At 57.2% G+C, this 24,246-nt stretch carries 22 protein-coding genes; 16 read left to right on the forward strand and 6 right to left on the reverse strand.

Features of this window, described 5'->3' with window-relative positions; translation table 11 throughout:
• Positions 1-122: 122 nt before the first annotated feature.
• Positions 123-1,583: a GntT/GntP/DsdX family permease gene (locus tag AEQ67_RS28825; RefSeq protein WP_059407160.1), complete on the forward strand. Its 1,461-nt coding sequence runs from the start codon at positions 123-125 to the stop codon at positions 1,581-1,583.
• A 101-nt stretch (positions 1,584-1,684) separates the two neighbouring features.
• Positions 1,685-2,467 (forward strand): 2-oxo-tetronate isomerase, encoded by a 783-nt coding sequence (otnI, locus tag AEQ67_RS28830; RefSeq protein WP_059407161.1) that lies wholly within the window; start codon positions 1,685-1,687, stop codon positions 2,465-2,467.
• 118 nt (positions 2,468-2,585) lie between these two features.
• On the opposite strand, the gene AEQ67_RS28835 is transcribed toward otnI, so the two are convergent.
• Together AEQ67_RS28835 and AEQ67_RS28840 are read right to left on the reverse strand one after the other, a co-directional pair.
• Complete coding sequence (locus AEQ67_RS28835; protein WP_059407162.1) at positions 2,586-3,407, reverse strand: DeoR/GlpR family DNA-binding transcription regulator; 822 nt, start codon at positions 3,405-3,407, stop codon at positions 2,586-2,588.
• A gap of 111 nt (positions 3,408-3,518) precedes the next feature.
• Positions 3,519-3,953 carry a (R)-mandelonitrile lyase gene (locus AEQ67_RS28840; RefSeq protein WP_059407163.1) on the reverse strand — a complete coding sequence of 145 codons (435 nt, stop codon included), beginning with the start codon at positions 3,951-3,953 and terminating at the stop codon, positions 3,519-3,521.
• Positions 3,954-4,502: 549 nt separating this feature from the next.
• Here AEQ67_RS28840 and AEQ67_RS28850 point away from each other — a divergent pair.
• From AEQ67_RS28850 to AEQ67_RS28875, 6 genes are all read left to right on the forward strand, one after another.
• Positions 4,503-5,567, forward strand: coding sequence for an MBL fold metallo-hydrolase (locus tag AEQ67_RS28850; protein ID WP_059407165.1), 1,065 nt, complete (start codon positions 4,503-4,505; stop codon positions 5,565-5,567).
• A 243-nt stretch (positions 5,568-5,810) separates the two neighbouring features.
• Positions 5,811-7,334 carry a CoA-acylating methylmalonate-semialdehyde dehydrogenase gene (locus AEQ67_RS28855; protein ID WP_059407166.1) on the forward strand — a complete coding sequence of 508 codons (1,524 nt, stop codon included), beginning with the start codon at positions 5,811-5,813 and terminating at the stop codon, positions 7,332-7,334.
• Positions 7,335-7,412: 78 nt separating this feature from the next.
• Entirely contained in the window at positions 7,413-8,048 is a 636-nt protein-coding gene (acuR, locus tag AEQ67_RS28860; protein WP_059407167.1) for an acrylate utilization transcriptional regulator AcuR, read from the forward strand.
• 82 nt (positions 8,049-8,130) lie between these two features.
• Positions 8,131-9,798 (forward strand): GMC family oxidoreductase, encoded by a 1,668-nt coding sequence (locus tag AEQ67_RS28865; protein WP_059407168.1) that lies wholly within the window; start codon positions 8,131-8,133, stop codon positions 9,796-9,798.
• Between the two features lie 28 nt (positions 9,799-9,826).
• Positions 9,827-11,068, forward strand: coding sequence for a CaiB/BaiF CoA transferase family protein (locus AEQ67_RS28870; RefSeq protein ID WP_059407169.1), 1,242 nt, complete (start codon positions 9,827-9,829; stop codon positions 11,066-11,068).
• 49 nt (positions 11,069-11,117) lie between these two features.
• Positions 11,118-11,987 (forward strand): enoyl-CoA hydratase, encoded by an 870-nt coding sequence (locus AEQ67_RS28875; protein ID WP_082377985.1) that lies wholly within the window; start codon positions 11,118-11,120, stop codon positions 11,985-11,987.
• An 84-nt stretch (positions 11,988-12,071) separates the two neighbouring features.
• Here AEQ67_RS28875 and AEQ67_RS28880 read toward each other — a convergent pair whose 3' ends face one another.
• Positions 12,072-12,461: a tautomerase family protein gene (locus tag AEQ67_RS28880; protein ID WP_059407170.1), complete on the reverse strand. Its 390-nt coding sequence runs from the start codon at positions 12,459-12,461 to the stop codon at positions 12,072-12,074.
• Positions 12,462-12,586: 125 nt separating this feature from the next.
• Here AEQ67_RS28880 and AEQ67_RS28885 point away from each other — a divergent pair, with 125 nt between their 5' ends.
• Positions 12,587-13,525: a LysR family transcriptional regulator gene (locus tag AEQ67_RS28885; protein ID WP_059407171.1), complete on the forward strand. Its 939-nt coding sequence runs from the start codon at positions 12,587-12,589 to the stop codon at positions 13,523-13,525.
• Positions 13,526-13,909: 384 nt separating this feature from the next.
• Complete coding sequence (locus AEQ67_RS28890; protein WP_059407172.1) at positions 13,910-14,863, forward strand: methyl-accepting chemotaxis protein; 954 nt, start codon at positions 13,910-13,912, stop codon at positions 14,861-14,863.
• Between the two features lie 128 nt (positions 14,864-14,991).
• On the opposite strand, the gene AEQ67_RS28895 is transcribed toward AEQ67_RS28890, so the two are convergent.
• Positions 14,992-15,276, reverse strand: a complete 285-nt coding sequence (locus AEQ67_RS28895) for a helix-turn-helix domain-containing protein (protein ID WP_019649822.1) — start codon at positions 15,274-15,276, stop codon at positions 14,992-14,994.
• A gap of 84 nt (positions 15,277-15,360) precedes the next feature.
• On the opposite strand from AEQ67_RS28895, the gene AEQ67_RS28900 reads away from it, so the two are divergent.
• From AEQ67_RS28900 to AEQ67_RS28910, 4 genes are all read left to right on the forward strand, one after another.
• Positions 15,361-15,888 carry a hypothetical protein gene (locus tag AEQ67_RS28900; RefSeq protein ID WP_236710417.1) on the forward strand — a complete coding sequence of 176 codons (528 nt, stop codon included), beginning with the start codon at positions 15,361-15,363 and terminating at the stop codon, positions 15,886-15,888.
• A gap of 193 nt (positions 15,889-16,081) precedes the next feature.
• Complete coding sequence (locus AEQ67_RS36045) at positions 16,082-16,255, forward strand: hypothetical protein (RefSeq protein WP_177333689.1); 174 nt, start codon at positions 16,082-16,084, stop codon at positions 16,253-16,255.
• 164 nt (positions 16,256-16,419) lie between these two features.
• Positions 16,420-17,250: an inositol monophosphatase family protein gene (locus AEQ67_RS28905; RefSeq protein ID WP_059407174.1), complete on the forward strand. Its 831-nt coding sequence runs from the start codon at positions 16,420-16,422 to the stop codon at positions 17,248-17,250.
• A gap of 138 nt (positions 17,251-17,388) precedes the next feature.
• The gene (locus tag AEQ67_RS28910) at positions 17,389-17,964 is read left to right on the forward strand and encodes a hypothetical protein (protein ID WP_059407175.1); all 576 of its coding nucleotides are present in this window, start codon (positions 17,389-17,391) and stop codon (positions 17,962-17,964) included.
• Positions 17,965-18,893: 929 nt separating this feature from the next.
• Here the strand turns inward: AEQ67_RS28910 and AEQ67_RS28915 are convergent.
• Both AEQ67_RS28915 and arcD (AEQ67_RS28920) read right to left on the reverse strand, forming a co-directional pair.
• Positions 18,894-19,418: a cupin domain-containing protein gene (locus AEQ67_RS28915; RefSeq protein WP_059407176.1), complete on the reverse strand. Its 525-nt coding sequence runs from the start codon at positions 19,416-19,418 to the stop codon at positions 18,894-18,896.
• 272 nt (positions 19,419-19,690) lie between these two features.
• Positions 19,691-21,118 carry an arginine-ornithine antiporter gene (arcD, locus tag AEQ67_RS28920; RefSeq protein ID WP_059407177.1) on the reverse strand — a complete coding sequence of 476 codons (1,428 nt, stop codon included), beginning with the start codon at positions 21,116-21,118 and terminating at the stop codon, positions 19,691-19,693.
• Between the two features lie 382 nt (positions 21,119-21,500).
• Here arcD (AEQ67_RS28920) and arcD (AEQ67_RS28925) point away from each other — a divergent pair, with 382 nt between their 5' ends.
• Both arcD (AEQ67_RS28925) and arcA read left to right on the forward strand, forming a co-directional pair.
• Complete coding sequence (gene arcD, locus AEQ67_RS28925) at positions 21,501-22,928, forward strand: arginine-ornithine antiporter (protein WP_059407178.1); 1,428 nt, start codon at positions 21,501-21,503, stop codon at positions 22,926-22,928.
• A gap of 34 nt (positions 22,929-22,962) precedes the next feature.
• Positions 22,963-24,219 carry an arginine deiminase gene (gene arcA, locus AEQ67_RS28930; RefSeq protein WP_059407179.1) on the forward strand — a complete coding sequence of 419 codons (1,257 nt, stop codon included), beginning with the start codon at positions 22,963-22,965 and terminating at the stop codon, positions 24,217-24,219.
• Positions 24,220-24,246: the final 27 nt, after the last annotated feature.

Genomic DNA, 24,246 nt, shown 5'->3' on the forward strand with positions numbered 1-24,246 from the left:
CGGTCCCGGCTTGCCTGAAAAACAATAACAACAGGAAATCCAAACATGACACACCTTCACGGTGGCATTTGCAGATCCAGTGACAGAACCGTTTCGTTTACCCGGCGTGGAGGGTTTGTGCAATGAGCCCGTTAGTCCTGATGATTACCGCCGGGGTGGGCATCGCGCTGTTGTTGTTCCTGGTGCTCAAGTACAAATTTCAGCCCTTTGTGGCCTTGATGCTGGTGAGCATTCTGGTGGCGCTGGTGGCTGGGGTGAAACCGGCCGACCTGGTCGCGACCATCGAAGGCGGCATGGGCAAAACCCTGGGCCATATCGCGATCATCATTGCCCTGGGCGCGATGATCGGGCGGATCATCGAGCTCTCCGGCGGTGCCGAGGCGTTGGCGAAGACGCTGATTGCCCGTTTCGGCAATCGACGTACGCCGCTGGCGTTGACGATCGCTGGCTTCATGGTCGGGGTGCCGGTGTTTTTCGAGGTCGGTGTGATCATCCTGATGCCGTTGGCCTATAGCGTCGCGCGCAGTGCGCGCAAACCGCTGTTGGTGTTCGCCCTGCCGATGTGTGCGGCGTTGTTGACCGTTCACGCCTTTCTGCCGCCACACCCCGGTGCAGTCGCTGCGGCCAGTCAGTTGGGCGCGGACCTGGGCCGCGTGTTGATGTTCGGTCTGCCAATCACCGCGTTCCTTTGCTATGTCGGCTACCGCGTGGCCGGGCGCATGACCCGTCGCGTGTACCCGATGACCGACGATATTCGTGCCGAGGTCTATGGCCCGCATGTCACCAATGAAGATCTGGCCGCCTGGGCCAATGGCAACGACACCAACACCGCGCAAGCGGCCGTGGCCGTCTCGCACATGGGCCTGGAAGAATCCACCAGCAGCATCGTTTCCAAGTTGCCGCCGGCCCCCGCGCCGGGTTTTGGCCTGATCGTCAGCCTGATCCTGCTGCCGATCATTCTGATTCTGCTGGGCACGCTGTCGACCTCGCTGCTGCCTGCCGAATCGGTCTTGCGCGGCATCATGACCGTGCTTGGCGCGCCACTGGTGGCGCTGCTGATCGACACGTTGCTGTGTGCCTGGTTGCTGGGTTCGCGTCGGGGCTGGAGCCGTACTCAGGTGTCCGACGTGATCGGTTCAGCCTTGCCCGGTGTGGCCATGGTGATTCTGATTGCCGGTGCCGGCGGGGTGTTTGGCAAGGTGCTGGTGGACACCGGAATCGGCGCCGTGGTCTCCGATATGCTGCGCACCACCGGTCTGCCGGTGCTGGCGCTGGGCTTTCTGTTGACCATGCTGTTGCGCGCGGTGCAGGGTTCGACCACGGTGGCGCTGGTGACCACCGCCGGCATCATCAGCCCGCTGATCGTGACCCTCAATCTCACCCCGAACCACATGGCCCTGCTGTGCCTGGCCATGGGCGGTGGCGGGTTGGCGATGTCGCATATCAACGATGCCGGCTACTGGATTTTCACTAAGCTGGCCGGGCTGAACGTGGCCGACGGCTTGCGGACCTGGACGGTATTGACCACGTTGCTCGGTACGTTGGGTTTCTGTATTACCCTGCTGATCTGGCCCTTTGTCTAACGAACTGTAGGCGCATGGCTTGCTGGCGATGGCGTACGTGAGATCGCCTTCGCGAGCAAGCTCTGCTCCTACAAACAAAAAAGCCATCTATAGGAGCTACCATGCCTCGTTTTGCTGCCAACCTCAGCATGCTTTACCCGGAACATGAGTTTCTGGATCGTTTCGCCGCCGCGGCCGCCGATGGTTTCGAAGCGGTGGAATATCTGTTTCCCTACGACTACAGCGCTGAAGAACTCAAGCAACGCTTGAACGACAACGGCCTGGTGCAGGCCCTGTTTAACGCGCCGCCCGGTGATTGGGCGGCGGGCGAGCGGGGCACCGTATCGTTGCCGGGTCGGGAGCGTGAATTTCGCAGTGGTTTTGATCGCGCCCTGGAATACGCCGGCGCGTTGGGCAACTCACGCATCCATGTGATGGCCGGCCTGTTGCCCTCTGAAAACGATCGGGCACGGCATCACGGTATCTACCTGGAAAACCTCGCCTACGCCACCGCTCAGGCGGCCAAGGTCGGGGTCACGGTATTGCTTGAACCGATCAATACGCGGGACATGCCAGGGTTTTTCCTCAACCGGCAGGACCAGGCACAGGCCATCTGCAAAGAAGTCGGCGCCAGTAACCTGAAGGTCCAGTTCGACTGCTACCACTGCCAAATCGTCGAGGGCGACCTGGCGACCAAACTGCGTCGGGACTTCGACGGCATCGGCCACATCCAGATCGCCGGCGTGCCGGATCGGCATGAGCCGGACCTGGGCGAAGTGAACTATCCCTATCTGTTCGAGCTGATCGATCAGTTGGGGTATGACGGCTGGGTCGGCTGCGAATACCGCCCGCGAGGCAATACCTCGGCCGGCTTGCAGTGGCTGCGCGACTGGAAGGCACGCTAAGAAAACCTGTAGGAGCGAGCTCGCTCGCGAAGAACCTGAGGGCTGCGCGTGCATCCAGGCAGCACGCGTAATCGTTAACGTCCATCGCGAGCGAGCTCGCTCCTACAAGCCCGTCGTTTCAGGCCGATGCGGTGTCAGAAGGCAGCATCAATTCGACACCCTGCTTGCGGATGCCATCAGCCGCGGCAGGGGCCAACGCGTCGTCGCTGAGGATGATGTCGAACTGCTCGAGCCCGGCGATCCTGTACATACTGAATGTGCCGTACTTCGAACTGCTGGCCACCAGCACCACTTGCGAGGCCGATTGCATCGCGGCCTGTTTGACCTCCACCTTCAGCGCCGAAGGTGTGGTGAGGCCGCGACGCAAATCCCAGGAACTGGTCGATATGACCGCGATATCGGTGACGACCTGACGCAAGGTGGCCACCGCCAGGCCACCCACGCACGATTGATTGGAGTGATCCAGCTGCCCGCCGGTATGAATCACCGTGACATGGGCGGCTTCGATCAGTGACTGGACAATACCGAAGTCATTCGTCACCACGGTCATGCCGGACAGCGCCTTGATGTAGGGGACAATTTCCAGCGTGCTGGTTCCCGCATCCAGGTAAATCGTCATGTCGGCATGCAGTAACTTGGCAGCGAGCCTGGCCATGGCTTGCTTCTGCGGCAACTCGACCACTGCCTTGAGCTGATGGCTCGGCTCACTGTGCAGCTGGCTGGCGATTCGCACCCCACCCGTGACCGAATAAGCACGACCTTCTTGCTCCAGCAACGCAATGTCGCGGCGGATGGTCATGTGCGAACAGTCGAACATTTCCATCAACTGATGAACGCTCAGCACCTGATGCTTGCGCAACTGTCGCAGCATCAATTCACGGCGCTGCTCAGGAATCATCGGTGCGCCGCTGTCGGCGGCGATGTCCTTGGGACTAGGCATTCGGGCTCCAAAACAAGGAAAGCTGACGGTAAGGGTAACGGTCAAACATAGTAGCGAATCCGTGGCTGGATCTGTAGCGCGAAGATGCCTCGGACGTGGCGCAGAAGACCGTCACTCGGGCTTGGTTGCGTTCGGCTCAGGGGAGGGCGGGCCGACGTTGTATTCTTCATCGGTGACCTTTTCCAGCCAGACGACGCTGACCCCGTCCAGCGCTTCCTGGACCCCGATGTGGGTCATGGCGGTTGTGGCGGATGCGCCGTGCCAGTGTTTGTGGTCAGGCGGGCACCAGATGACATCACCGGCACGGATCTCCACGATCGGTTCGCCCTCACACTGCGTCCAGCCGCAGCCGGCGGTGACAATCAGCGTCTGACCGAGCGGATGGGTATGCCATGCACTACGTGCGCCGGGTTCGAAAGTAACGCTGACGACGGAAACCCGGGCCGGTAAAGGTGGCGAGTTTAGCGGGTCCATGCGCACGGTGCCGGTGAAGAATGCTTCAGGGCCTTTTATCGATGGCTGCGAGCCTACGCGCTTGAGCATCATGGTCACTCCTACAGAGAAATGAACAGGGATAGGGATGCCCCCAAGCTCGATCATTCGATGACGACCCAAAGGGCTTTTCAAGATTGCGCAATGTATGGATTCATTCTATCTAACGCATAGCTGCATCAATTTGCGCCTGCCTGCCTATGAGCGCAACTCACCCAAAATACTTGCCGCTTGTAGCCGCTGTCGAGCTTGCGAGGCTGCGTTCGGCTGCGCAGCAGTCGTAAAACCTGGGTGCGAGATTTATCTGAAACACCGTTTCGTCTGATTTCACGACTGCTTCGCAGCCGAACGCAGCCTCGCAAGCTCGACAGCGGCTACAGACCCAAACACAGATCGCGTGATGCGAACCACCCATAAAGGGGGGCTACGCCGGCGGGGAAATTTGCAAGCATGACGCTGTTGGACTGAGGAGCCATGTTGATGAGTGCCATCGAGTGCCCTTGGGCGGCTTCGATATAGCAATCGTCCACGATGGTAATACCCGTAGCCGCCAGTGCGCCCGTTGATAGCGGCTGCCAAGGTTTTTCTGCCAGGGAGAGCTCCATGGTTGCGAGCAAGCCATCACGGATTCCATTGGTTTATCCCTGCGGCGACCCTCCTGCACCCGGCGTGGCCAAGGAGATTGTTCCGGGCGTGTTGTGGTTGCGCATGCCGTTGCCACTTTCTCTGTCGCACATCAACCTGTGGGCGGTGCGCGATACGCAGGGCTGGGCAATTTTTGATACGGGCCTGCACACGCAGGCAACCGTGCAAGCCTGGCGCACGTTGACTGGCACCGATGCTCCGTTGGGCGAATCGGGACCCAGCCGGATCCTGGTCACGCACATGCATCCCGATCACATCGGCATGGCGGGCTGGCTGGCAAATGAACACGCCTGCGAATTATGGATGACGCACGGCGAATACATGACCTGTCGGGTGCTGGTCGCCGATGAAGGGCGCGAGGCGCCCATTGAGCATGTGGATTTCTACCGGCGCGCCGGTTGGGATGCTGCCGCGCTGGAGGTCTATCGCAATCGCTACGGCGGCTACGGAAAAATGATCTATCGGCTACCCCAAAAATTCCGCCGTCTGCGCGACGGCCAGACCCTGCGCATTGGCGAGCATCAATGGCAGGTCATCGTTGGCTCCGGGCACTCACCGGAACATGCCTGTTTCTACTGCCCGCAATTGAAGCTGTTGATTTCCGGCGATCAGGTGCTGCCGCGCATCTCCTCCAACGTTTCGGTACTGGCCATCGAGCCACAGGCCGACCCGCTGCATGACTGGTTGGAGTCGCTGGAAAAGATCCGCCGACAGGTGCCCGATGATGTTCTGGTGTTGCCAGCCCACGACGATCCATTCCACCGTTTGCATGCGCGGCTGGACCATCTGGACCGCAGTCACCGTCGGGCTCTGGACCGGTTACTGGTTTTACTGGCTGAAGGGCCCAAGCGAGTCGTCGATGTGTTTTCCGTGCTGTTTGCTCGCAAGATCGATGACGAAGTCTTGTCCCTTGCCACCGGCGAAGCTCTGGCCAACCTGAACTATCTGGTCGAGCGGGGAAGGGTCGTGGTGACGGAAGATGCAGAGGGTGTTGCCTGGTATCAGCTGTCATCAATGACTTAGCGCGTACCTGTAGGAGCGTGGCTTGCCCGCGAATGCGGTCTGACGGTCAACCCTTTGCTGAGTGACACAGCGCTTTCGTGAGCAAGCTTGCTCCTACAGGGTTTGTGTTCAATCCATGCGCGCACCCTTATTGATTGTTCGCTACAGCGAACAATCAATTCAGGTTTTTGCCGTAGTCAGGGCGATAACCGCTGCCTACTCTGGGGGTGAAATTTACCTTCATTCACCGCAGCGAGACTTGTCATGACCATTGCCAGCGACAACCGAGAAATTGCCCAGTACATCCACGGCGCCCACGTCGCCGGCAGCGGTGAACGCACTCAACCGATTTACAACCCGGCCACCGGCGCCGTCAGTCGCCATGTGCGCCTGGGCAACGCGCAGGACGTAGACGCCGCCGTGGCCTCCGCCGAGGCGGCCTTTCCCGCCTGGTCGAACACGCCGCCGATTCGCCGCGCCCGGGTATTGTTCAAATTTCTGGAACTGCTGAACCAGAATAAAGACGCACTGGCGCACCTGATCACTGCCGAACATGGCAAGGTCTTCACCGATGCCCAGGGCGAAGTGGCCCGTGGTATCGACATCGTCGAGTTCTCTTGTGGCATTCCACAGTTGCTCAAGGGCGACTTCTCCGATCAGGTGTCCACCAACATGGACAACTGGACACTGCGTCAACCCTTGGGCGTAGTCGCCGGCATCACGCCGTTCAACTTTCCGGTGATGGTCCCGATGTGGATGTTCCCGGTGGCGATCGCGGCGGGCAACACCTTCATTCTCAAGCCAAGCCCGACCGATCCTAGCGCCAGCCTGTTCATGGCTGATTTGCTGAAACAGGCCGGCCTGCCTGACGGCGTGTTCAACGTGGTGCAAGGCGACAAAGAGGCCGTTGATGCGCTGCTGGTACACCCGGATGTGAAAGCGGTGTCCTTTGTCGGCTCCACGCCAATCGCCAATTACATCTACGAGACCGGTGCTCGCCACGGCAAACGTGTGCAAGCCCTGGGCGGCGCGAAGAACCACATGGTGGTCATGCCCGACGCTGACGTCGATCAGGTGGTCGACGCACTGATCGGCGCTGGCTATGGCTCGGCAGGCGAACGCTGCATGGCGATCTCGGTCGCCGTGCTGGTCGGCGACGTGGCTGACAAAGTCATGCCAAAACTGCTGGAACGCACCAAGACATTGAAGGTGCTCAACGGCAGCAACCTGGCGGCTGAAATGGGCCCGATCGTCACGCCCGCTGCCCATGCCCGCATCACGGGCTACATCGAGCAAGGCATCAAGGAAGGCGCGCAATTGCTGGTTGATGGCCGTAACTTCAATGCCGCAGACGCTGGCGAAGGTTGCGAGGAAGGCTTCTGGATGGGCGGCACACTGTTCGACCACGTCACCCCGGACATGCGCATCTATAAAGAAGAAATCTTTGGCCCGGTGCTTGCCTGCATGCGCGTGGCTGATTTCGCCACCGCGGTGCAATTGGTCAACGACCACGAATTCGGCAACGGCGTGGCTTGCTACACCCGCGATGGCAACGTGGCGCGCGAGTTCAGCCGTCGCATCCAGGTCGGCATGGTCGGCATCAACGTGCCGATCCCGGTGCCCATGGCCTGGCACGGCTTTGGCGGCTGGAAAAAGAGCCTGTTTGGTGACATGCATGCTTACGGAGAGGAGGGCGTACGGTTCTACACCAAGCAAAAATCGATCATGCAACGCTGGCCAGAAAGCATCGGCAAAGGGGCCGAGTTTGCGATGCCGACGGCGAAATAAAACCGCTGTTTCAATAAGAGGGAGGCGACGGTGAGAAATCAGTTGATTTATAAAGACGATCAGTCTATTAATCGACACATGACGAACATGACTGCTATCCCTCGCAAGCGTGGTCGCCCGGCGAAAGCCGTCGGCGACTACCGAGAAACACGTGAAACCCTGTGCCGTGCGGGCGTCGCCGCCTTGACGGAGAAGGGGTTTTCGGCCACCGGCATTGACGAAATCCTCAAGTCAGTCGGAGTGCCCAAAGGCTCTTTCTATCATTTCTTCGCGAGCAAGGAAGCGTATGGCAGTGAACTGATCACGCTGTACGCCCGTTACTTCGTGCGCAAGCTTGATCGGTTTCTGCTTGATGAAAGCCTGACCCCACTCAAGCGCATCGAAGCCTTTTGCGAGGAAGCAGAGCGGGGCATGCAGCGCTTCGATTTCCGTCGAGGGTGCCTCGTCGGTAATTTGGGACAGGAGATGGGCGCGCTGCCGGAATCCTTCCAGGCACAGCTGACCGATGTACTTCTGGATTGGCAGGCCCGGTTCGAGCGTTGTCTGGAGGAAGCCAAAGCGGCCGGCGAAATTTCCAGTAATGCGGATTGTGCACGTTGGGCGGCGTTTTTCTGGATTGGCTGGGAAGGTGCTGTTCTACGCGCCAAGCTTGAGCGTAACGGTGAGCCGTTGCGGGTATTTGCAGACATGTTTTTGATGAGCCTGGGGTCCTAGGCTCTTTTTTTTCACCTTTAATATACGATCGGTCTAATTAATTTGAAGCCTGTGCATCGTTCGTAAGAAGTGAGGCGTCCCAATGAGTGAGCCAAGTTTCGACTACATCATCATCGGTGCCGGCACGGCTGGTTGCCTGCTGGCCAACCGGCTGAGCACCGATCCAAACCACCGCGTGTTGCTCCTCGAGGCCGGCGGCCCGGACAACTACCCGTGGATTCACATTCCCGTGGGCTATCTGTATTGCATCGATAACCCGCGTACCGACTGGCGTTTCCGAACCGCGCCATCGGCCGGACTCAACGGCCGCGAATTGCTCTATCCACGCGGCAAGACACTGGGCGGAAGCTCGAGCATCAACGGCATGATCTACATGCGCGGCCAGGCTCAGGACTACGATCACTGGGCAAGCGTCACCGGCGATGAGGAGTGGAATTGGCAAACCTGCCTGAAGGACTTCCGCGCCCACGAGGACCACTATCGCCTCGATGCCGCGACAACCGAGGGCGAAAACAGCCAGGCCGCACGCTTCAGAACCTTGCACAGCAACGGCGGCGAGTGGCGCGTTGAAAAACAACGCCTGCGCTGGGACATCCTCGACGCCTTTGCCAAGGCGGCAGAGCAGGCCGGCATTGCGCCGACCGATGACTTCAACGGCGGGGACAACCGCGGTGTCGGTTACTTTGACGTCAATCAGCGCAGCGGCTGGCGCTGGAACGCCTCCAAGGCGTTTCTCCGGCCGATCCTCAAGCAACGTCCGAACCTGACGGTCTGGACCGGCGCGCAAGTCTCTCGCCTGCGCTTTGAACAGCGTGAAGACGGGACACAGGTGTGTTGCGGCGTCGAACTGATTCACGAAGGCGGGCACCGTAAAGTCCGGGCCAACCGTGAAGTGATTCTCAGCGCCGGCGCCATCGGCAGCCCGCAGTTGCTGCAGCTTTCAGGTATTGGCGATGCCGCTTTGCTGAATGATCACCAGATTCCGGTGGTGCGGCATTTGCCTGGCGTAGGTGCCAACCTGCAGGACCATTTGCAGATTCGTTCGGTCTACAAGGTGCACGGTGCGTCGACCCTGAACACCAAGGCGACCACGCTTCTGGGCAAGGCCGCTATCGCCCTTGAGTACGCGCTCAAACGCAGTGGCCCGATGAGTATGGCGCCCTCGCAGTTGGGCATTTTCACCAGCAGCGATGAGTCCTATGTCCAGCCCAATCTCCAGTACCACGTACAACCGTTGAGCCTGGAAGCGTTCGGCCAACCGCTGCACACATTCCCCGCCATCACCGCCAGCGTCTGCAACATCCACCCGACCAGTCGCGGCACGGTGTCGATTCGCAGCGCCGATTTCCGCGACGCGCCAATCATTGCCCCCGACTACCTGAGCACCGATGAAGACCGTCGCGTAGCGGCTGATTCGCTACGTGTGACACGTCGCATCGCGTCACAGCCAGCGATGGCGCACTTCGTCCCGGAGGAATACAAACCGGGCGTTCAGTACCAGACCGACGAGCAACTGGCGCGCCTGGCAGGCGACATTGGCTCGACGATTTTTCATCCGGTTGGCACGGCCAAAATGGGCAAGGCGTCCGACCCGATGGCCGTCGTCGACAGCCATCTGCGTGTGCACGGCATCCAGGGTCTGCGGGTCGTCGACGCGAGCATCATGCCGACCATCACGGGCGGCAACACCAACAGCCCGACGCTGATGATCGCGGAGAAAGCCGCGCGCTGGATCATCGCCGGTCACTAACTAATCCATCTAAAGAGGAAATAATCACATGGATAACTCGCAAGGCCAGCCTGCCAAGAAGGGGCCTTTGGACGGCATCACCGTCCTCGATTTCTCACGCGTGCTGTCAGGCCCGTATTGCACGATGGTGCTCGCCGACCTCGGTGCCCGCGTGATCAAGGTCGAACGACTCGCCACCGGCGACGACACACGCGCCTTCGGCCCTTTTGTCGAGGATGACTCGGCGTATTTCACCTGCTTCAACCGAGGCAAGGAAAGCATTGCGCTGGACCTCAAAAGCCCGCGTGATCGCGAGCTGGTCGAGCGCATGCTCGGCGAGGCCGACGTCCTTGTCGAAAACTTCCGCCCCGGTGTGATGGACCGCCTGGGTTATGGCGCCGAACGGCTTGCGCAAACTCATCCGCACCTGGTGTATGCCTCCATTTCGGGCTTCGGCCATACCGGCCCCATGAGTGACCTGCCGGGCTACGACATGGTGGTCCAGGCCATGGGCGGCATCATGAGCCTGACCGGCTGGCCCGATGCACCGCCAGCCCGCGTCGGCACCAGTTTTGGCGACCTCAGCGCCGGGCTGTTTGCCGTGATTGGCATCGTCTCGTCGCTGTACAAACGCACCCGCGACGCACAGGGTTCTCGCGTGGATATCGCGATGCTCGATTGCCAGGCAGCACTGATGGAAACTGCCTTGGCGACGTACGACGTGGAAGGCAAGGTGCCCACCCGCACCGGCGACGCGCATCCCTCGCTCTCGCCGTTTGAAGCGTATGACGCGCAAGACGGGCGCTTCATCATTGCCGCGGGTAACGATCAGTTGTTCATGCTGATGGCCGACGCGCTGGGCAACCCGCAAATGGCGCTGGAGCCGCAGTTCCTCAGCAATGCCCAGCGTTGCCGTAATCGCCCGGCGTTGATCGAGGCGATCCAGGCGATCACGCTGACCGCCCCCGCAGCACACTGGATTGACCGGCTCAACGAAGCAGGCGTGCCGTGCTCGCCGATCAACACCATCGACAAGCTGTTCGAGCATCCGCAATTGGCAGCTCGCAACATGATCATCCAGGTGCAGGGCGAGGGCGGGCGTGCTTTCCGTACCGCTGGCAACCCGATCAAGCTCAATGCCTATGCCGACATCGATGTCACCACGCCGGTGCGCGCCCCCGGTCTTGATCAACATCGTGAGCGCATCCTTTCGCAGCTGATGTCGAACACCGGCGACTACGCGCCAGCCACAGGCCCGTTCGACGAATCGCTGCTGCAAGAAGCTATCTAAAACATCATTCGATTTTTCAATCCTGCCCAATGACCCAGGAGAATTCTCCATGACAGCTGCAACCGCTCCAGCCATCCAAGACAAGAAATCGGCCATCACCAGCGTCAAAACCAGCACCGAAGCAGAGACCCGAAGCGCCGCGGCGCCGCGTTACGAATCGATCCTGGTCGAACGGCGCGAACGCGTCGGGCTGATCACGCTGCACAGACCCAAGAGCCTCAATGCACTGAGCGTGGCCATGTCCCGCGAAGTCGTCGCAGCGCTGCACGACTTCGATACCGATGACAACATCGGCGCCATCGTCATCGCCGGCAGCCCACGAGCGTTTGCCGCCGGTGCAGACATCGAAGAAATGGCGGACAAGACCTTCGTCGATCTGCAGCAACACGACGTGTTCGCTGCCTGGTCGCAATTGCTCACCGTCAGCAAACCGATCATTGCGGCCGTCAGTGGCTATGCGCTGGGTGGCGGTTGCGAACTGGCGATGATGTGCGACTTCATCATCGCTTCAGAAGACGCGCAGTTCGGCCAACCAGAAATCAAGCTGGGCATTTTGCCGGGCATCGGCGGCTCGCAACGCCTCACCCGATCGGTTGGCAAGGCACTGGCGATGGACATGATCCTCACCGGGCGCACCATCAATGCCAGCGAAGCCAAAGCTGCCGGTCTGGTTTCCCGAGTCGTGCCTTCAGCTGATCTGCTGCAAACCGCACTGGAGGCCGCACACACCATCGCCGGCTACAACGCCCCGGCCGTGCGGATGGCCAAAGAAGCGGTCAACCGCGCCCAGGAAGTGAGCCTGGCCGAAGGCATGCTGCACGAGCGCAGATTGTTCCAGGCGGCATTCGCAACCGATGGGCAGAAGGAAGGCATGCAGGCGTTTCTCGCCAAGCGGGCGCCGGTTTTTCGGCATCGTTGAAGCGGGTTGAGAGAGGACTTTTTTGGAGGCGGGGAGCGGGCTGCCAAGCCCGCTACACCGAGAGGAGACCGTGGCGAGTGAACCTTAGAGTTCGCCCGTCAGGAACTGCGCGCGTCCGTTGCCGAAGCTCCAGTCGGCATCGTCATTGATCACAATGGAAACCATCACGTCGCTCGGCTGGATATCACAGTGAGCCAGCAGCTCTTGAGTGAGCAGCTCGTAGAATTTGATCTTCGAGGCTTCACTGCGTGGTCTGCTGGTGACGCTGATAATGATCACGTCTTTGGTTCGTGGAATATCCAGACCGGTGTCTTCGACGATCATGCGGCTGGGGCGGTGTTCGTTGACGATCTGGTAACGATCACGCTCGGGCACTTCAAACGCAACGACCATCGCACGATGCGCGGCATCCAGTAAGGCTTTGAGCTGCGCGTCGTCACGACCTTCTACAACATCGAATTTCATCAGAGGCATGTGGGTAATCTCCAGTGGAAGGGTTGCCTGCATCGCAGGTCTTGAGGCCCACACTAAGCCTTTGCTTTGTTCATGACGAGGTGCAAAAATCGAATTCATTGTTTCCATACAAGAACAATCAAATCATGCCTAAAGTAGAAATCGAAAGACTCTGGACTCATGTGCACTGGCTGGCGATCCTTGCAGAGCAGGGCACCTACACCGCAGCCGCGATCAGGCTCGGGGTGAGCAAGTCGGCGGTGAGCCAGCGAATCGTCGAGCTGGAAAAGGCCACGGGCCTCAGTCTGGTGCAGCGCACGACTCGCAGTGTGCGATTGACCGATGCGGGGAACGCTCTGGTACGTGACGTGCGCAGTGCGTATGAGCAAATTTCCCGCAGTTTTTCCGATGTTCGAGACTCTGCAGGTGTTGCGCGGGGCCTTCTGCGGTTGACGGCTCCGGTAGCGTTTGCGCGCCAGCAACTGGTTCCGGTACTGGCCGGTTTCCTCAACGAATATCCCGAAGTCAGAGTACAGCTTGACGTTTCCGACCAGATTTCCGCCATCGCTTCAGAGGGTTTTGACCTGGCTGTTCGGCACAGCAATCAGATTCCGGATACCCATGTCGCCTGGAAATTATGCGCGACGCATTCCGTGCTGGTTGCGACCCGCAGCTACCTGGAGAAATTCGGCGAACCTCAACGACCAGAGGATCTCGTAGAACACAACTGTCTCTATTATCCGCGAGGCAATGACACGCCTGCCTGGGCGTTCGAAGCCCCCGAGTCCTCGCAAGTGACGGAGAAGCGGCTGACTGTGCCTATCAAAGGCACCTTCGCAACCAACAACAGTGAAGCTTTGCGCGACGCGGCGTTGACTGATTTAGGCATCGCGCTTTTACCCGATTTCAGTGCTCAAGCAGGGCTGAAGAACGGAGGATTGGTGCAGGTGCTGCCAGCCTGGAAATCAGTGGGGGCCTTCCCTGAGCATATTTATCTGGTGCGCCCTTACTCCACACATGTGCCGAGAGCCGTCAGCGTTTTTGTCGATTACCTGCGAGGGCGGTTCGCGGCCGGTTTTAGCTGACAGCAGTAAAGCGGGTGGACATTTCGCGCAGCCACAGGGTGGCTTTGGGTCGTATCCGGGAACTAAAAAAGCAGGAGCAGTATTTCAACCATCGAGGGTGACCGCCCATATGAGTGAAACGTTGGCCTGCTCCTACCAAAAATGTGCCGTAGCGGCTGTGACCCATTATTGGTCGTCAGGGCGATGCAATGAACCACCTTTTTCGGGTAGGGGGGCAGCACACGCCGTCGCATTCGGGCTCGATGGATGCATAACCTAAGAGCATTCATCGTTAACCCGCCACCCCCATTTGGAGGGGGCACGTAGTCGCAGTGCCGAGTTACTTTCCAGGCATGATCAGCCGCGTCGAGTTGCGAAGCGCTCGAACCCAAAGGAAATAGCATCATGCTCAGGAACCTCAGTATTGCTTGGCGAGCGTCAATCGGCTTTAGCATCATCGTGGCGTTAACGGGAGCCCTTGGCCTGTTTGCACTTTCAGAGATGAACGATATGCGAGAGGGCACTCGTCAGATCAGTGATGACTGGTTGCCCGGCGTGATGACGTTGAGTCACGCCGCGCAAAATGTTCAACGTATTCGCGCCTTGACGCTACGCATGGTGCTCACCAGCAATCCGCAAGCGCTTGAACAGAACTACGCCAAGCTTGAAAGCCTCAAGGCTGAAACCCGCACTGAAATATCGGCGTACGAGAACACCATTCGTGTACCTGAGGACCGGGCCATCTTTGAGCGATTCAAGGGAGCGGAAACGGCGTACATGCAGCTACAGGGAAAAGTCGTCGAATTGTCGCGTAAGGGGCAGCTGGATGAAGCACGCGAGATTATCAATGGTGAAATGAACCAGCACGCGGACGCACTGAGTAAAAACCTCAATGAGCTGATCGACTTCAATGATCGCGGAGCGAACGACGCCGCATCGACAAGCGTCGAGGTGTTCGTCAAGGCACGCACGGGTGTGATGTGGGCATTATTGGTTGTTTCGTTGGCGTCTTTCGTTCTGGCCGCAGGACTGATCCGCAGCATTGTTCTGCCACTGCGGCAATCGGTCGAGTTGGCAAAGATCGTGTCCACGGGGGATCTCACCACGCGCATCGAGATCGTCGGTACTGACGAACCGGCGCAGTTGATGGAGGCGCTGGGGACCATGCAACGCAAATTACGAGACACCCTTGTCGCCATTGCCGAGTCTTCGAACCAACTGGCGTCCGCCTCTGAGGAGTTGAGCACCGTCACCGAAGATGCCAGTCGCGGTGCGGTTGGAAGTACTTCTCCAAATCCCCACGGACGCTTCAGATCGGGACATCCACGAACTGATCGAAGCTGGTTTCTCGGCTGGTAATGTGAAAGCCCTTTGCGACTTTGGCAGAATGAGTCCGCTAGAGCACAACCAGATAATTTCGCCCAAAGCTCTCAAAACCAAGCTGGCGCGCGGCCAGCGATTGACGGTGGACGAGAGCGATCGCCTAGCTAAGAGTTTTGGTCCGTATTGATTTCACGCCGAATACGCTCAAGCAGCGAATCTAAATCTGTATCCGGATCGAGGAGCAAAAAACTCTCAAGAAGGAGGGTAAGCGGGTGCACCCCCATTCTATCGGCAAGCTCCGATGCCTTTTCCAATGTAACGTTCTTAAGGCCGCGCTCAAGCGTACTGAGATATGTCCTGCTACTGACGATTCCAAAATCTTCTTGGGTCAAGCCCCGGCGAAGCCGTGTGTTACGTAACGCAATGGCGAACGCTTCCTTCAGTTCCATTTTGCTTAATCCACAAAAGGAACGATGAAGCCTTTTTGAACTCTATAGAGCTACAATCTATAGTGTTCATTTTGAGAGAGATTTATGCCCGCACTTCAGATTAGCGCCCGTCAGTTATCTGCGACGAGTAATGAGCACAGTCCTTCAACCATGCTGATGGTCGCGGTGGCGAACGTTGCTCAGCCGGAGCAGGGCATAGAGATAGTCAAACGCTTCTCCGGCCAACATCTGCTCGACCTGTTCAACGAAATGGATCGGCCTGATTCAGATAAGGCCATCGTTGGTGTCCTGCTGGCAATACCTCCAAAACTTAACGGCTCCCCGCGATGGATCGCTGAGAATGTGTTTGATTTTGGCCGAGTCGAGCTAAGGTTAGCGGATGACGCTTGCTTGGATACATACGCCTACCGGCTTGCTTCAAAAGCTGTATTCAGAGACAACGTTAAGGTCGACCCCGCAGATATCCTGGGCTGGAGATCACTTTATGAAACGTCCAATGCGGATGGTGACGTTGATCCAGAGCTTGTCACCCATCAAACTTGGTTGTCTATCGTCATCACTCGAATGGTCAACGCAGTAAATCTACCTGATGAGGAGGATACCCCTGAGTAGTTGTCGACGCTCCATTCGTACCGTAGCTCAATCCCAAAGGAGACCTTTTTGCAGATCAAACCGGGGAGGAGGGTACGGATACTTCTGGCTTTCAAACTTATCGACCTCCACGCTAATCATCGCTGCTGGCGGTAGGCCACGACGAGCGCGACGACGAAGCCCCCTTACCCAATAGTGTTCACGAGAGGCGGCCATGAAAGGAAGACGTAAAGTCAAAACGTCTAAGTGGTTTTTAAAGGCTCAATTTGAGGCCGAAGCTCAGCGCATGATGGCAAATAGATCTAATGAAGCAGCACATAGATTTCTTGATGCGGCCTCGCAATTTGGAATAGAACATGAACCTAATGGGCGCCTTGCCGGCGGCTAGCATAACCCTAATCCTCAAGGTGACCGCGGCTCCACACGCCTATTATCGACCCATTACATGTGGTCAGATAATGCCCCCTGGATGCATAGATAAATCTGAATTGCCTAGCTGACAGCCTAACCCTCATCAAGCGCCCCAGTATTTTTTCCGATATTGAGAGCCCCATGCACAAATCAGATCTTCCAATGCTACTCACTCAGACTATCGAAGTCGTTATCCGAGCGGGACAGCTACTTATTGCAGAATGGGCGAGGGTAAATGGACCACGAGGGAAGGGTGATAAGGCCATAGTAGACATAGAAATCGAACGCGTTCTACGCCAGCAACTTCTAGGACTTTTTTCTTGTGACTTCTGGGGCGAGGAAACCGGACATAGCCTCACGGGACATTCCTGGTGTTGGGTCGTCGATCCTAACGACGGTACGAGTGATTTTCTCAAAGGTCTCAAAGGGTCTGCCATTTCTGTCGGCCTTCTGCATAACCAAATTCCGGTATTGGGGGTGGTCTACGCACCAGTCACTGTTGAGGGCTCGCCTGATTGCATCGCCTGGTCTGAGGGACTACCCGATTTGTTACGCAATGGACAGCCAGTAGCAAGAAAGCTTACTGGACTGGCGTTGTCGAGCAGCTCCTACGTGATGGTGAGTGCCGCCGCGATCATCAAGCCAGAGATCAATCGGGAGCTCTGCACCCCCAGCAGTTTTGTTGCGATGCCCTCAATTGCCTATAGGCTTGCAAAAGTCGCCGCAGGAGATGGCGTCTGCGGAGTTTCTCTGTACGCGGTTTCTGCACATGACGTCGTTGCAGGACACGCGTTGTTGCGAGGTGCGGGTGGCATTTTGCTCAATGAAAATGGTGAGTCAATTTACTATTTAACAGAAGCAAACATGCAGACGGTCTCAAGACGCTGCTTCGGGGGATCAGAGATCGCATGTCGGACATTGGTGGTTCGAGATTGGAATCGGATTTTCACAGCGGAGGAGAACCAAGCTTAAACGGCAATCATTCACTTCGGCGCTTATAATCAAGCCTTAGCGATGTTGACGCCTGAGGTGTCAGGCACTTCGCCCGCTGCTCACCAGCAGCGCGCTTCGTGCAGCAGGAGAATTGGAAGGTAACTGGGAGGCAAACCCATGACGATTGATCCCGATAAAGATGTCAAAGCTACCGCGATCGAGGCATTCAGTCGGGTCGAGAGTTCAGCTCCTGCGGGTAAACCACTAAAGAACCATGGAATAGACGTGTGTCCTCGTCCAGGGGTGGCGCCTGCAGGAAGAGATGAGAAGCGTCGGACTATCGAAGAAAGAGAAGATGAGATGGTTTCCCTTGCCAGAGCTCATATTCTGACGTGCGGCGACTTCCTGTTAGTTCAGGACTTGGCTAACCATCTGGGTATTCACGTTGAGCTCCTGAGTCCCGCACTCAAGCAGTGGGAAGCGGACCACCGAATTTTCTCGATCGATCACGATGGCTGCAGCTCTTTTCCAATTTACGCGTTCCCATCGCATGGCGGCGCCAGCCCGATTCCCGGCATCAGAGATGTATTATCTGTTCTCTGTCCCATGAAAGATGGTTGGGGAGTTTCATTCTGGTTTATGTCTCCCAACGGATGGCTTGGAGGCAAGCGCCCACAGGACCTCCTTTCCACCGAGCCAAGCCGCGTGATTTCAGCTGCACACGAAGAAGCAAGCGGTGTCATGCATGGTTAGGTCCGCGAGGGCCTCGCCATAGGAAGTCGCGTAGTCCCGCAGTATCCAGTCGCCGGAAGTCCAAGAACTAAATTTCTATGACGGTAAGCTCTTCGCCGTGCTGTCTGGATCGCACGGTGAAAACGTGGGAACTGAAACTCAAAGCGGTAACGTCGACACTAGTTTGGAGTTTTACATGCTCCGAATTCTGAGAATTAGTTCGGTGTGCTGTTATCATTTTTTCGGTTATTTAGTTCGGAGAACTGCAGCACGAGCTTGCTGAAAAAGCTTCAAGTGAGTATTGATTGGCCAATCTCCGTAATCTATGCCACTGATTGCGATGAATCGAGGCTGCTTGCCAGCAATGACCCAATCACTCATGCCTTTAATAATTTTCTAATGATGTTGAGCAGGCACACCCCAGTTCCAGCTAATCGCAGGCTGCCGCTATCCAGCACCTCGAATAGGTAGCTGGCTGCTCTCGATGCCGAAGCTGACTGTACAGCGGCGCAGAAAACAGGACTGCTCAAGAACAGTAATTATGGAAAACCGGGAAAGCGTTCCCGGTTTTTCCATAATTACTAGCGTGGATTTCTCAGAATTACTTCCGGGTACTCAAGACGGCGGTCAAAGGCGATGTAGGTGCAAAAAATTTCAACTTCACGGAGTCGCAAGCGACGACAGCGCCGGAAGCAAATAATTAAATTGGTCAACCGTTCACCATTTTAAGACTGCGATGCCTAAAAATTTGAAGATTTAGTTCGGTGAACAGTCATCGATTGCTGGAGATGTCTGCCAAGAGGAAAGCGGACGGTAGGGAAACGGACAGGACCTTTGTGTAACCATAGAGTGATACATGATTTAACATAATATACATTACACGTAACAAGGTATTTCAAGATTACCCCGGTTGCACGCAGATCTTGAAGAGCTCATGCCCCCTAAACCCTTCATGCTTGGGTCAGCCTCTGAACCAGCTCCAGATGCTCAGGAAACTGCTCGCCGAGTTTGCGCTGACTGCCCATCTCCATGTCCGCAAAATCAAACCCTGGTGAAACCGCTTCACTGATCAATCCAAATCCCGCCGAGCCAACCATCAGCTGCGAAGCTTTCCAGACGCCGCCCGGTACGTGCAGCTGCAAATATTGCCCGGCGCGAATGTCGCTGCCCATTACGACAGTTTTCAATGTGCCGTCCGGGAAAATCAGACTGTACTGAATCGCGTCGCCCAAATGGTAGTAATGCAGGATGTCGGATCGGTTCAGATGAAAGTAGCCAATTGGCGTCTCGCGGGTCAGCAGATAATAAATGGAGGACATCAGATAACGTTGGCCACCGGCGGTCTCGGCCATTGGCTGGAGATCGGTCTGAAAGGTTCTGCGAAAGTAACCACCTTCGACGTGGGGTTCCAGGTTGAGTGCAGCGATCACGTCTTGAGCGTATTGAAGGTGTATATCGCGCCCGTTTTCGGTCATGTCTAAAGGGTTCCCGTCGTTCAAGAAGTCGTACCAGATCCGGCTTCAACCCCTTACCTGCTTAAAAGATCAATTATAACCAATAGATATAACTACACTAAACATCTATTTAGTTTAGTTATATATAAGGCTCTTATTTCGCCCTCAAATACATTAGCTTCATTTCTCGATAAGGCGCTGCTTTTAAGTAAACGCTTCTCTGACAGCAGTCCCCTCCCCCAGCATCGTCGCCAAGCATAGATTGGGGGTACTTCAGCAACAAGCTCACAAGCTCACAAGCTCAACAATCCGCTGTACAGCCCATACGCCGCCAGCCCCGCACCGCTGATGACGCAGGCGAATATTCCTTTCTCGACCGAGGTGAACAACGGTTCGCCCTGTTCGTGCCTGGCCTTGGCGAACAGGACCACCCCCGGTGCATACAGCAATGCCGAAAGCAGCAAATATTTGAGCCCTGCGGCGTACAACAACCACAGCGCATAGCTCAGGGCAATGCCACCGATCAGCAGGTCTTTGCTCCGTTCTGCCGACGCGTGTTCGTAGGTCTCACCACGCCCGCTCAGCAGCACCGCATAGGCCGCCGACCATAGGTATGGCACCAGGATCATCGAGGACGCGAGGTAGATCAGACTGGTGTACGTTCCGGCGGAAAACAGCGTGATCAGCAGAAAAATCTGGATCATCACGTTGGTCATCCACAACGCATTGACGGGCACATGATTGGCGTTTTCCCTGGTCAGGAACGCGGGCATTGTTTTGTCTTTGGCCGTGGCAAAGAGGATTTCGGCACACAACAGAGCCCAGGACAACAAAGCACCCAAAAGTGAAATCGCCAGGCCGATACTGATCAGCAATGCGCCCCAAGGGCCGACGATATGTTCCAGCACCGCCGCCAACGAAGGATTCTGCAGCGTGGCCAGTTCCGGCTGGCTCATGATCCCCAACGACAGTACATTCACCAGCACCAGTAACGCCAATACGCCAAGAAAACCGATGACTGTCGCCCGGCCAACGTCCGACCGTTTCTGCGCCCGGGCCGAGTAGACACTCGCACCTTCGATGCCGATAAAAACAAACACGGTCACCAGCATCATGTGCCGGACCTGATCCATCACGCCGCCAAAATCCGGGTTGCTGCGACCCCAGATGTCACGGGTAAAAATGTCTGCCTTGAAGGCGACAGCGGCAATGACGATGAACATGATCAGCGGCACGATTTTGGCCACAGTCGTCAACTGATTGATGAACGCGGCTTCCTTGATCCCGCGCAACACCAGAAAATGCACGGCCCACAGCAGGACCGAAGCACAACCGATGGCGATGGGTGTGTTGCCATGGCCAAACACCGGAAAGAAGTACCCGAGGGTACTGAACAGCAGCACGAAGTAGCCGACGTTACCCAGCCAGGCACTGATCCAGTACCCCCAGGCAGACGAGAACCCCATGTAATTGCCGAACCCGGCCCTGGCGTAGGCGTAGACCCCGGAATCCAGATCGGGTTTGCGATTGGCCAGAGTCTGGAACACGAAGGCCAGGGTCAGCATCCCCACAGCGGTGATCGCCCAACCGATCAATATCGCGCCAGTATCGGCATGGGCTGACATGTTCTGCGGCAAAGAGAAGATCCCGCCGCCAATCATCGACCCCACGACAAGGGCGATCAGGGCGCTCAGGCGAAGCTTGTGCGGCGACTGCGACATTTCAGGGCTCCTGTTCCCCGAAATGCCGGGGGTAGACCTGCATGGACTAAACAGAGCGTAATAACGGTTATTCAATAACGCCAATAATTGCGCTTATTTAAAGTTTATATTTCTGTCGTGATGCATATATTTATTAGCTTTATATAGGGCTTTTATTACAGCAATTCCGTACTTGAATAGCCCTTTTAAAATTTGCTTAACAGTAAAAAGGAACTAGCTTAATAACTCACTGTAATGCGCGATATTCCGACCTTGCCTTAGGCTCTAAAACGCCAGCGGCAGAGGGGGCTCGTATTTTTGCATCTCTCCAGCCCCAGTTCTGCCTCCTATATAAAGACACGCTAACAGCAGAAACCTTCCTCCCCTGCAATGGAGTGATGCAATGTCTGAATCCCCGGGCAAACTGAAACTCGGCGCGCTGGTTGCTTTAGTCGTGGGTTCAATGATCGGAGGCGGGATTTTTTCCTTACCACAGAACATGGCTGCCAGTGCGGACGTCGGCGCCATTCTGATTGGCTGGGCGATCACCGCCGTCGGCATGTTGACCCTCGCGTTTGTCTTCCAGACGTTGGCCAACCGCAAGCCAGATCTGGACGGCGGGGTCTACGCCTACGCCAAGGCCGGTTTCGGCGACTACATGGGTTTCTCGTCCGCCTGGGGTTACTGGATCAGCGCCTGGCTGGGCAACGTCGGTTACTTCGTGTTGCTGTTCAGCACGCTCGGGTATTTCTTTCCGGTCTTTGGTGAAGGCAACACAGTCGCGGCGATTATTGGCGCGTCGGTGTTGCTCTGGGCGGTGCACTTTCTGGTATTGCGCGGGATCAAGGAAGCGGCGTTCATTAACCTGGTCACCACCGTAGCCAAGGTCGTGCCGCTGTTGTTGTTCGTGTTGATTGCCGTGTTCGCGTTCAAACTTGACATTTTCACCGCCGATATCTGGGGCCTGAAAAGCCCCGATCTGGGCAGTGTGATGAATCAGGTGCGCAAAATGATGCTGGTCACCGTCTGGGTGTTCATCGGCATCGAGGGCGCGAGCATTTTTTCGGCCCGGGCGGAACAACGCAGCGACGTGGGTAAAGCCACGGTGATCGGTTTCGTTACCGTGTTGCTGTTTTTGGTGCTGGTGAACGTGTTGTCGCTGGGCATCATGACTCAACCGGAACTGGCAAAGCTGTCGAACCCTTCGATGGCCGCAGTGCTCAAACACGTAGTCGGGGAATGGGGGGCCGTGTTGATCAGCGTCGGTCTGATCATCTCGCTGCTGGGGGCGCTACTGTCATGGGTGCTGCTGTGTGCGGAGATCATGTTCGCCGCCGCCAGGGACCACACCATGCCGGCGTTCCTGCGCAAGGAAAACGCCAACCATGTACCGGTCAACGCGCTGTGGCTGACCAATGCCATGGTCCAGGTGTTCCTGGTTATCACCCTGTTTTCTGCCAGCACTTACCTGTCACTGATCTACCTCGCCACCTCGATGATTCTGGTGCCCTACCTGTGGTCGGCGGCCTATGCCTTGCTGCTGGCCGTGCGGGGCGAAAGTTACGAAGGCGCGCCGGGCGAACGGCAGAAGGATCTGATCATCGGCGCCGTGGCCCTGATCTATGCGATCTGGCTGCTGTATGCCGGGGGCATCAAATACCTGCTGCTGTCCGCCCTGCTCTATGCCCCCGGCGCGATTCTTTTCGCCAAGGCCAAGCTTGAAATCGACAAGCCGGTTTTCACCCACGTCGAGAAGCTGATATTCGCCGCAGTGGTGGTGGGCGCCCTGGTGGCGGCCTACGGTCTCTATGACGGCTTCCTGACCCTGTAACAGCCCTGTTTTTAACCTCTGGAGGATCACTGAAATGACCACGGAAAAAGTTAAGTACGGCGTGCATTCCGAGGCCGGCAAACTGCGCAAAGTCATGGTTTGCTCCCCCGGTCTGGCCCACCAGCGGCTGACGCCCAACAACTGTGACGAACTGCTGTTCGATGATGTCTTGTGGGTGGCCCAGGCCAAGCGCGACCATTTCGATTTCGTCACCAAAATGCGTGAACGCAACGTCGAAGTGCTGGAAATGCATAACCTGCTGACTGACATCGTCGCCCTCCCCGACGCCCTGGACTGGATCCTGCAGCGCAAGATCACCGCCAATTCGGTGGGCCTGGGCCTGATCGATGAAACCAGCTCGTGGTTGCGCAGCCTGGAACCGCGCAAGATCGCCGAGTACCTGATCGGCGGCGTATCCGGCGACGATCTGCCGACCAGCTTTGGCGGCAAGACCATCGAAATGTTCCGCGATTTCCTCGGTCATTCCAGCTTCATTCTGCCGCCGCTGCCTAACACCCAGTTCACTCGCGACACCACCTGTTGGATCTACGGCGGCGTGACCCTGAACCCTATGTACTGGCCGGCGCGTCGCCAGGAAACCCTGTTGGCCACCGCCATTTACAAGTTCCATCCGCAATTCACCAACGCCGACTTCGAGGTCTGGTACGGCGACCCCGACGTGGAACATGGCAACTCCACCCTTGAAGGCGGCGACGTCATGCCGATCGGCAACGGCGTGGTGCTGATCGGCATGGGCGAACGTTCGTCTCGTCAGGCCATCGGGCAACTGGCGGTCAACCTGTTCAAGCACAAAGCGGTCGAAAAAGTGATCGTTGCCGGCCTGCCAAAGTCCCGCGCAGCCATGCACCTGGACACTGTGTTCAGCTTCTGTGATCGCGATGTGGTGACCATCTTCCCGGAAGTGGTGAGCCAGATCGTCGCCTTCACCCTGCGCCCCGACGAAAGCAAACCGGGGGGCATCGACATCCGTCGTGAAGAAACCAGCTTTCTCGACACCGTGGCCCAGGCCCTCAATCTCAAGGCCTTGCGCGTCGTTGAAACCGGCGGCAACAGCTTCGCCGCCGAACGCGAGCAATGGGACGATGGCAACAACGTGGTGGCCGTGGAACCCGGTGTGGTCATTGGCTACGACCGCAATACCTACACCAACACGTTGCTGCGCAAAGCCGGTGTCGAAGTCATCACCATCAGTGCCGGCGAACTCGGACGCGGCCGTGGCGGCGGCCACTGCATGACCTGCCCGATCATCCGCGACCCGATTGACTATTAATGTGCCTGCCTGGGCCTGCGCTTGATA

The sequence above is a fragment of the Pseudomonas sp. RIT-PI-q genome, from assembly GCF_001297125.1.
Lineage (GTDB): Bacteria > Pseudomonadota > Gammaproteobacteria > Pseudomonadales > Pseudomonadaceae > Aquipseudomonas.

What these genes read in the sequence shown, in the direction of transcription:
- AEQ67_RS28895 (WP_019649822.1), bottom strand. Translation starts at nt 15,276, where the DNA reads ATGGAACTGAAGGAAGCGTTCGCCATTGCGTTACGTAACACACGGCTT.
- AEQ67_RS28825 (WP_059407160.1), top strand. Translation starts at nt 123, where the DNA reads ATGAGCCCGTTAGTCCTGATGATTACCGCCGGGGTGGGCATCGCGCTG.
- AEQ67_RS28870 (WP_059407169.1), top strand. Translation starts at nt 9,827, where the DNA reads ATGGATAACTCGCAAGGCCAGCCTGCCAAGAAGGGGCCTTTGGACGGC.
- AEQ67_RS28910 (WP_059407175.1), top strand. Translation starts at nt 17,389, where the DNA reads ATGACGATTGATCCCGATAAAGATGTCAAAGCTACCGCGATCGAGGCA.
- AEQ67_RS28905 (WP_059407174.1), top strand. Translation starts at nt 16,420, where the DNA reads ATGCACAAATCAGATCTTCCAATGCTACTCACTCAGACTATCGAAGTC.
- AEQ67_RS28865 (WP_059407168.1), top strand. Translation starts at nt 8,131, where the DNA reads ATGAGTGAGCCAAGTTTCGACTACATCATCATCGGTGCCGGCACGGCT.
- AEQ67_RS28885 (WP_059407171.1), top strand. Translation starts at nt 12,587, where the DNA reads ATGCCTAAAGTAGAAATCGAAAGACTCTGGACTCATGTGCACTGGCTG.
- AEQ67_RS28915 (WP_059407176.1), bottom strand. Translation starts at nt 19,418, where the DNA reads ATGACCGAAAACGGGCGCGATATACACCTTCAATACGCTCAAGACGTG.
- AEQ67_RS28900 (WP_236710417.1), top strand. Translation starts at nt 15,361, where the DNA reads ATGCCCGCACTTCAGATTAGCGCCCGTCAGTTATCTGCGACGAGTAAT.
- otnI (WP_059407161.1), top strand. Translation starts at nt 1,685, where the DNA reads ATGCCTCGTTTTGCTGCCAACCTCAGCATGCTTTACCCGGAACATGAG.
- AEQ67_RS28840 (WP_059407163.1), bottom strand. Translation starts at nt 3,953, where the DNA reads ATGATGCTCAAGCGCGTAGGCTCGCAGCCATCGATAAAAGGCCCTGAA.
- AEQ67_RS28835 (WP_059407162.1), bottom strand. Translation starts at nt 3,407, where the DNA reads ATGCCTAGTCCCAAGGACATCGCCGCCGACAGCGGCGCACCGATGATT.
- AEQ67_RS28890 (WP_059407172.1), top strand. Translation starts at nt 13,910, where the DNA reads ATGCTCAGGAACCTCAGTATTGCTTGGCGAGCGTCAATCGGCTTTAGC.
- arcA (WP_059407179.1), top strand. Translation starts at nt 22,963, where the DNA reads ATGACCACGGAAAAAGTTAAGTACGGCGTGCATTCCGAGGCCGGCAAA.
- AEQ67_RS36045 (WP_177333689.1), top strand. Translation starts at nt 16,082, where the DNA reads ATGAAAGGAAGACGTAAAGTCAAAACGTCTAAGTGGTTTTTAAAGGCT.
- acuR (WP_059407167.1), top strand. Translation starts at nt 7,413, where the DNA reads ATGACGAACATGACTGCTATCCCTCGCAAGCGTGGTCGCCCGGCGAAA.
- arcD (WP_059407177.1), bottom strand. Translation starts at nt 21,118, where the DNA reads ATGTCGCAGTCGCCGCACAAGCTTCGCCTGAGCGCCCTGATCGCCCTT.
- AEQ67_RS28880 (WP_059407170.1), bottom strand. Translation starts at nt 12,461, where the DNA reads ATGCCTCTGATGAAATTCGATGTTGTAGAAGGTCGTGACGACGCGCAG.
- AEQ67_RS28850 (WP_059407165.1), top strand. Translation starts at nt 4,503, where the DNA reads ATGGTTGCGAGCAAGCCATCACGGATTCCATTGGTTTATCCCTGCGGC.
- AEQ67_RS28855 (WP_059407166.1), top strand. Translation starts at nt 5,811, where the DNA reads ATGACCATTGCCAGCGACAACCGAGAAATTGCCCAGTACATCCACGGC.
- arcD (WP_059407178.1), top strand. Translation starts at nt 21,501, where the DNA reads ATGTCTGAATCCCCGGGCAAACTGAAACTCGGCGCGCTGGTTGCTTTA.
- AEQ67_RS28875 (WP_082377985.1), top strand. Translation starts at nt 11,118, where the DNA reads ATGACAGCTGCAACCGCTCCAGCCATCCAAGACAAGAAATCGGCCATC.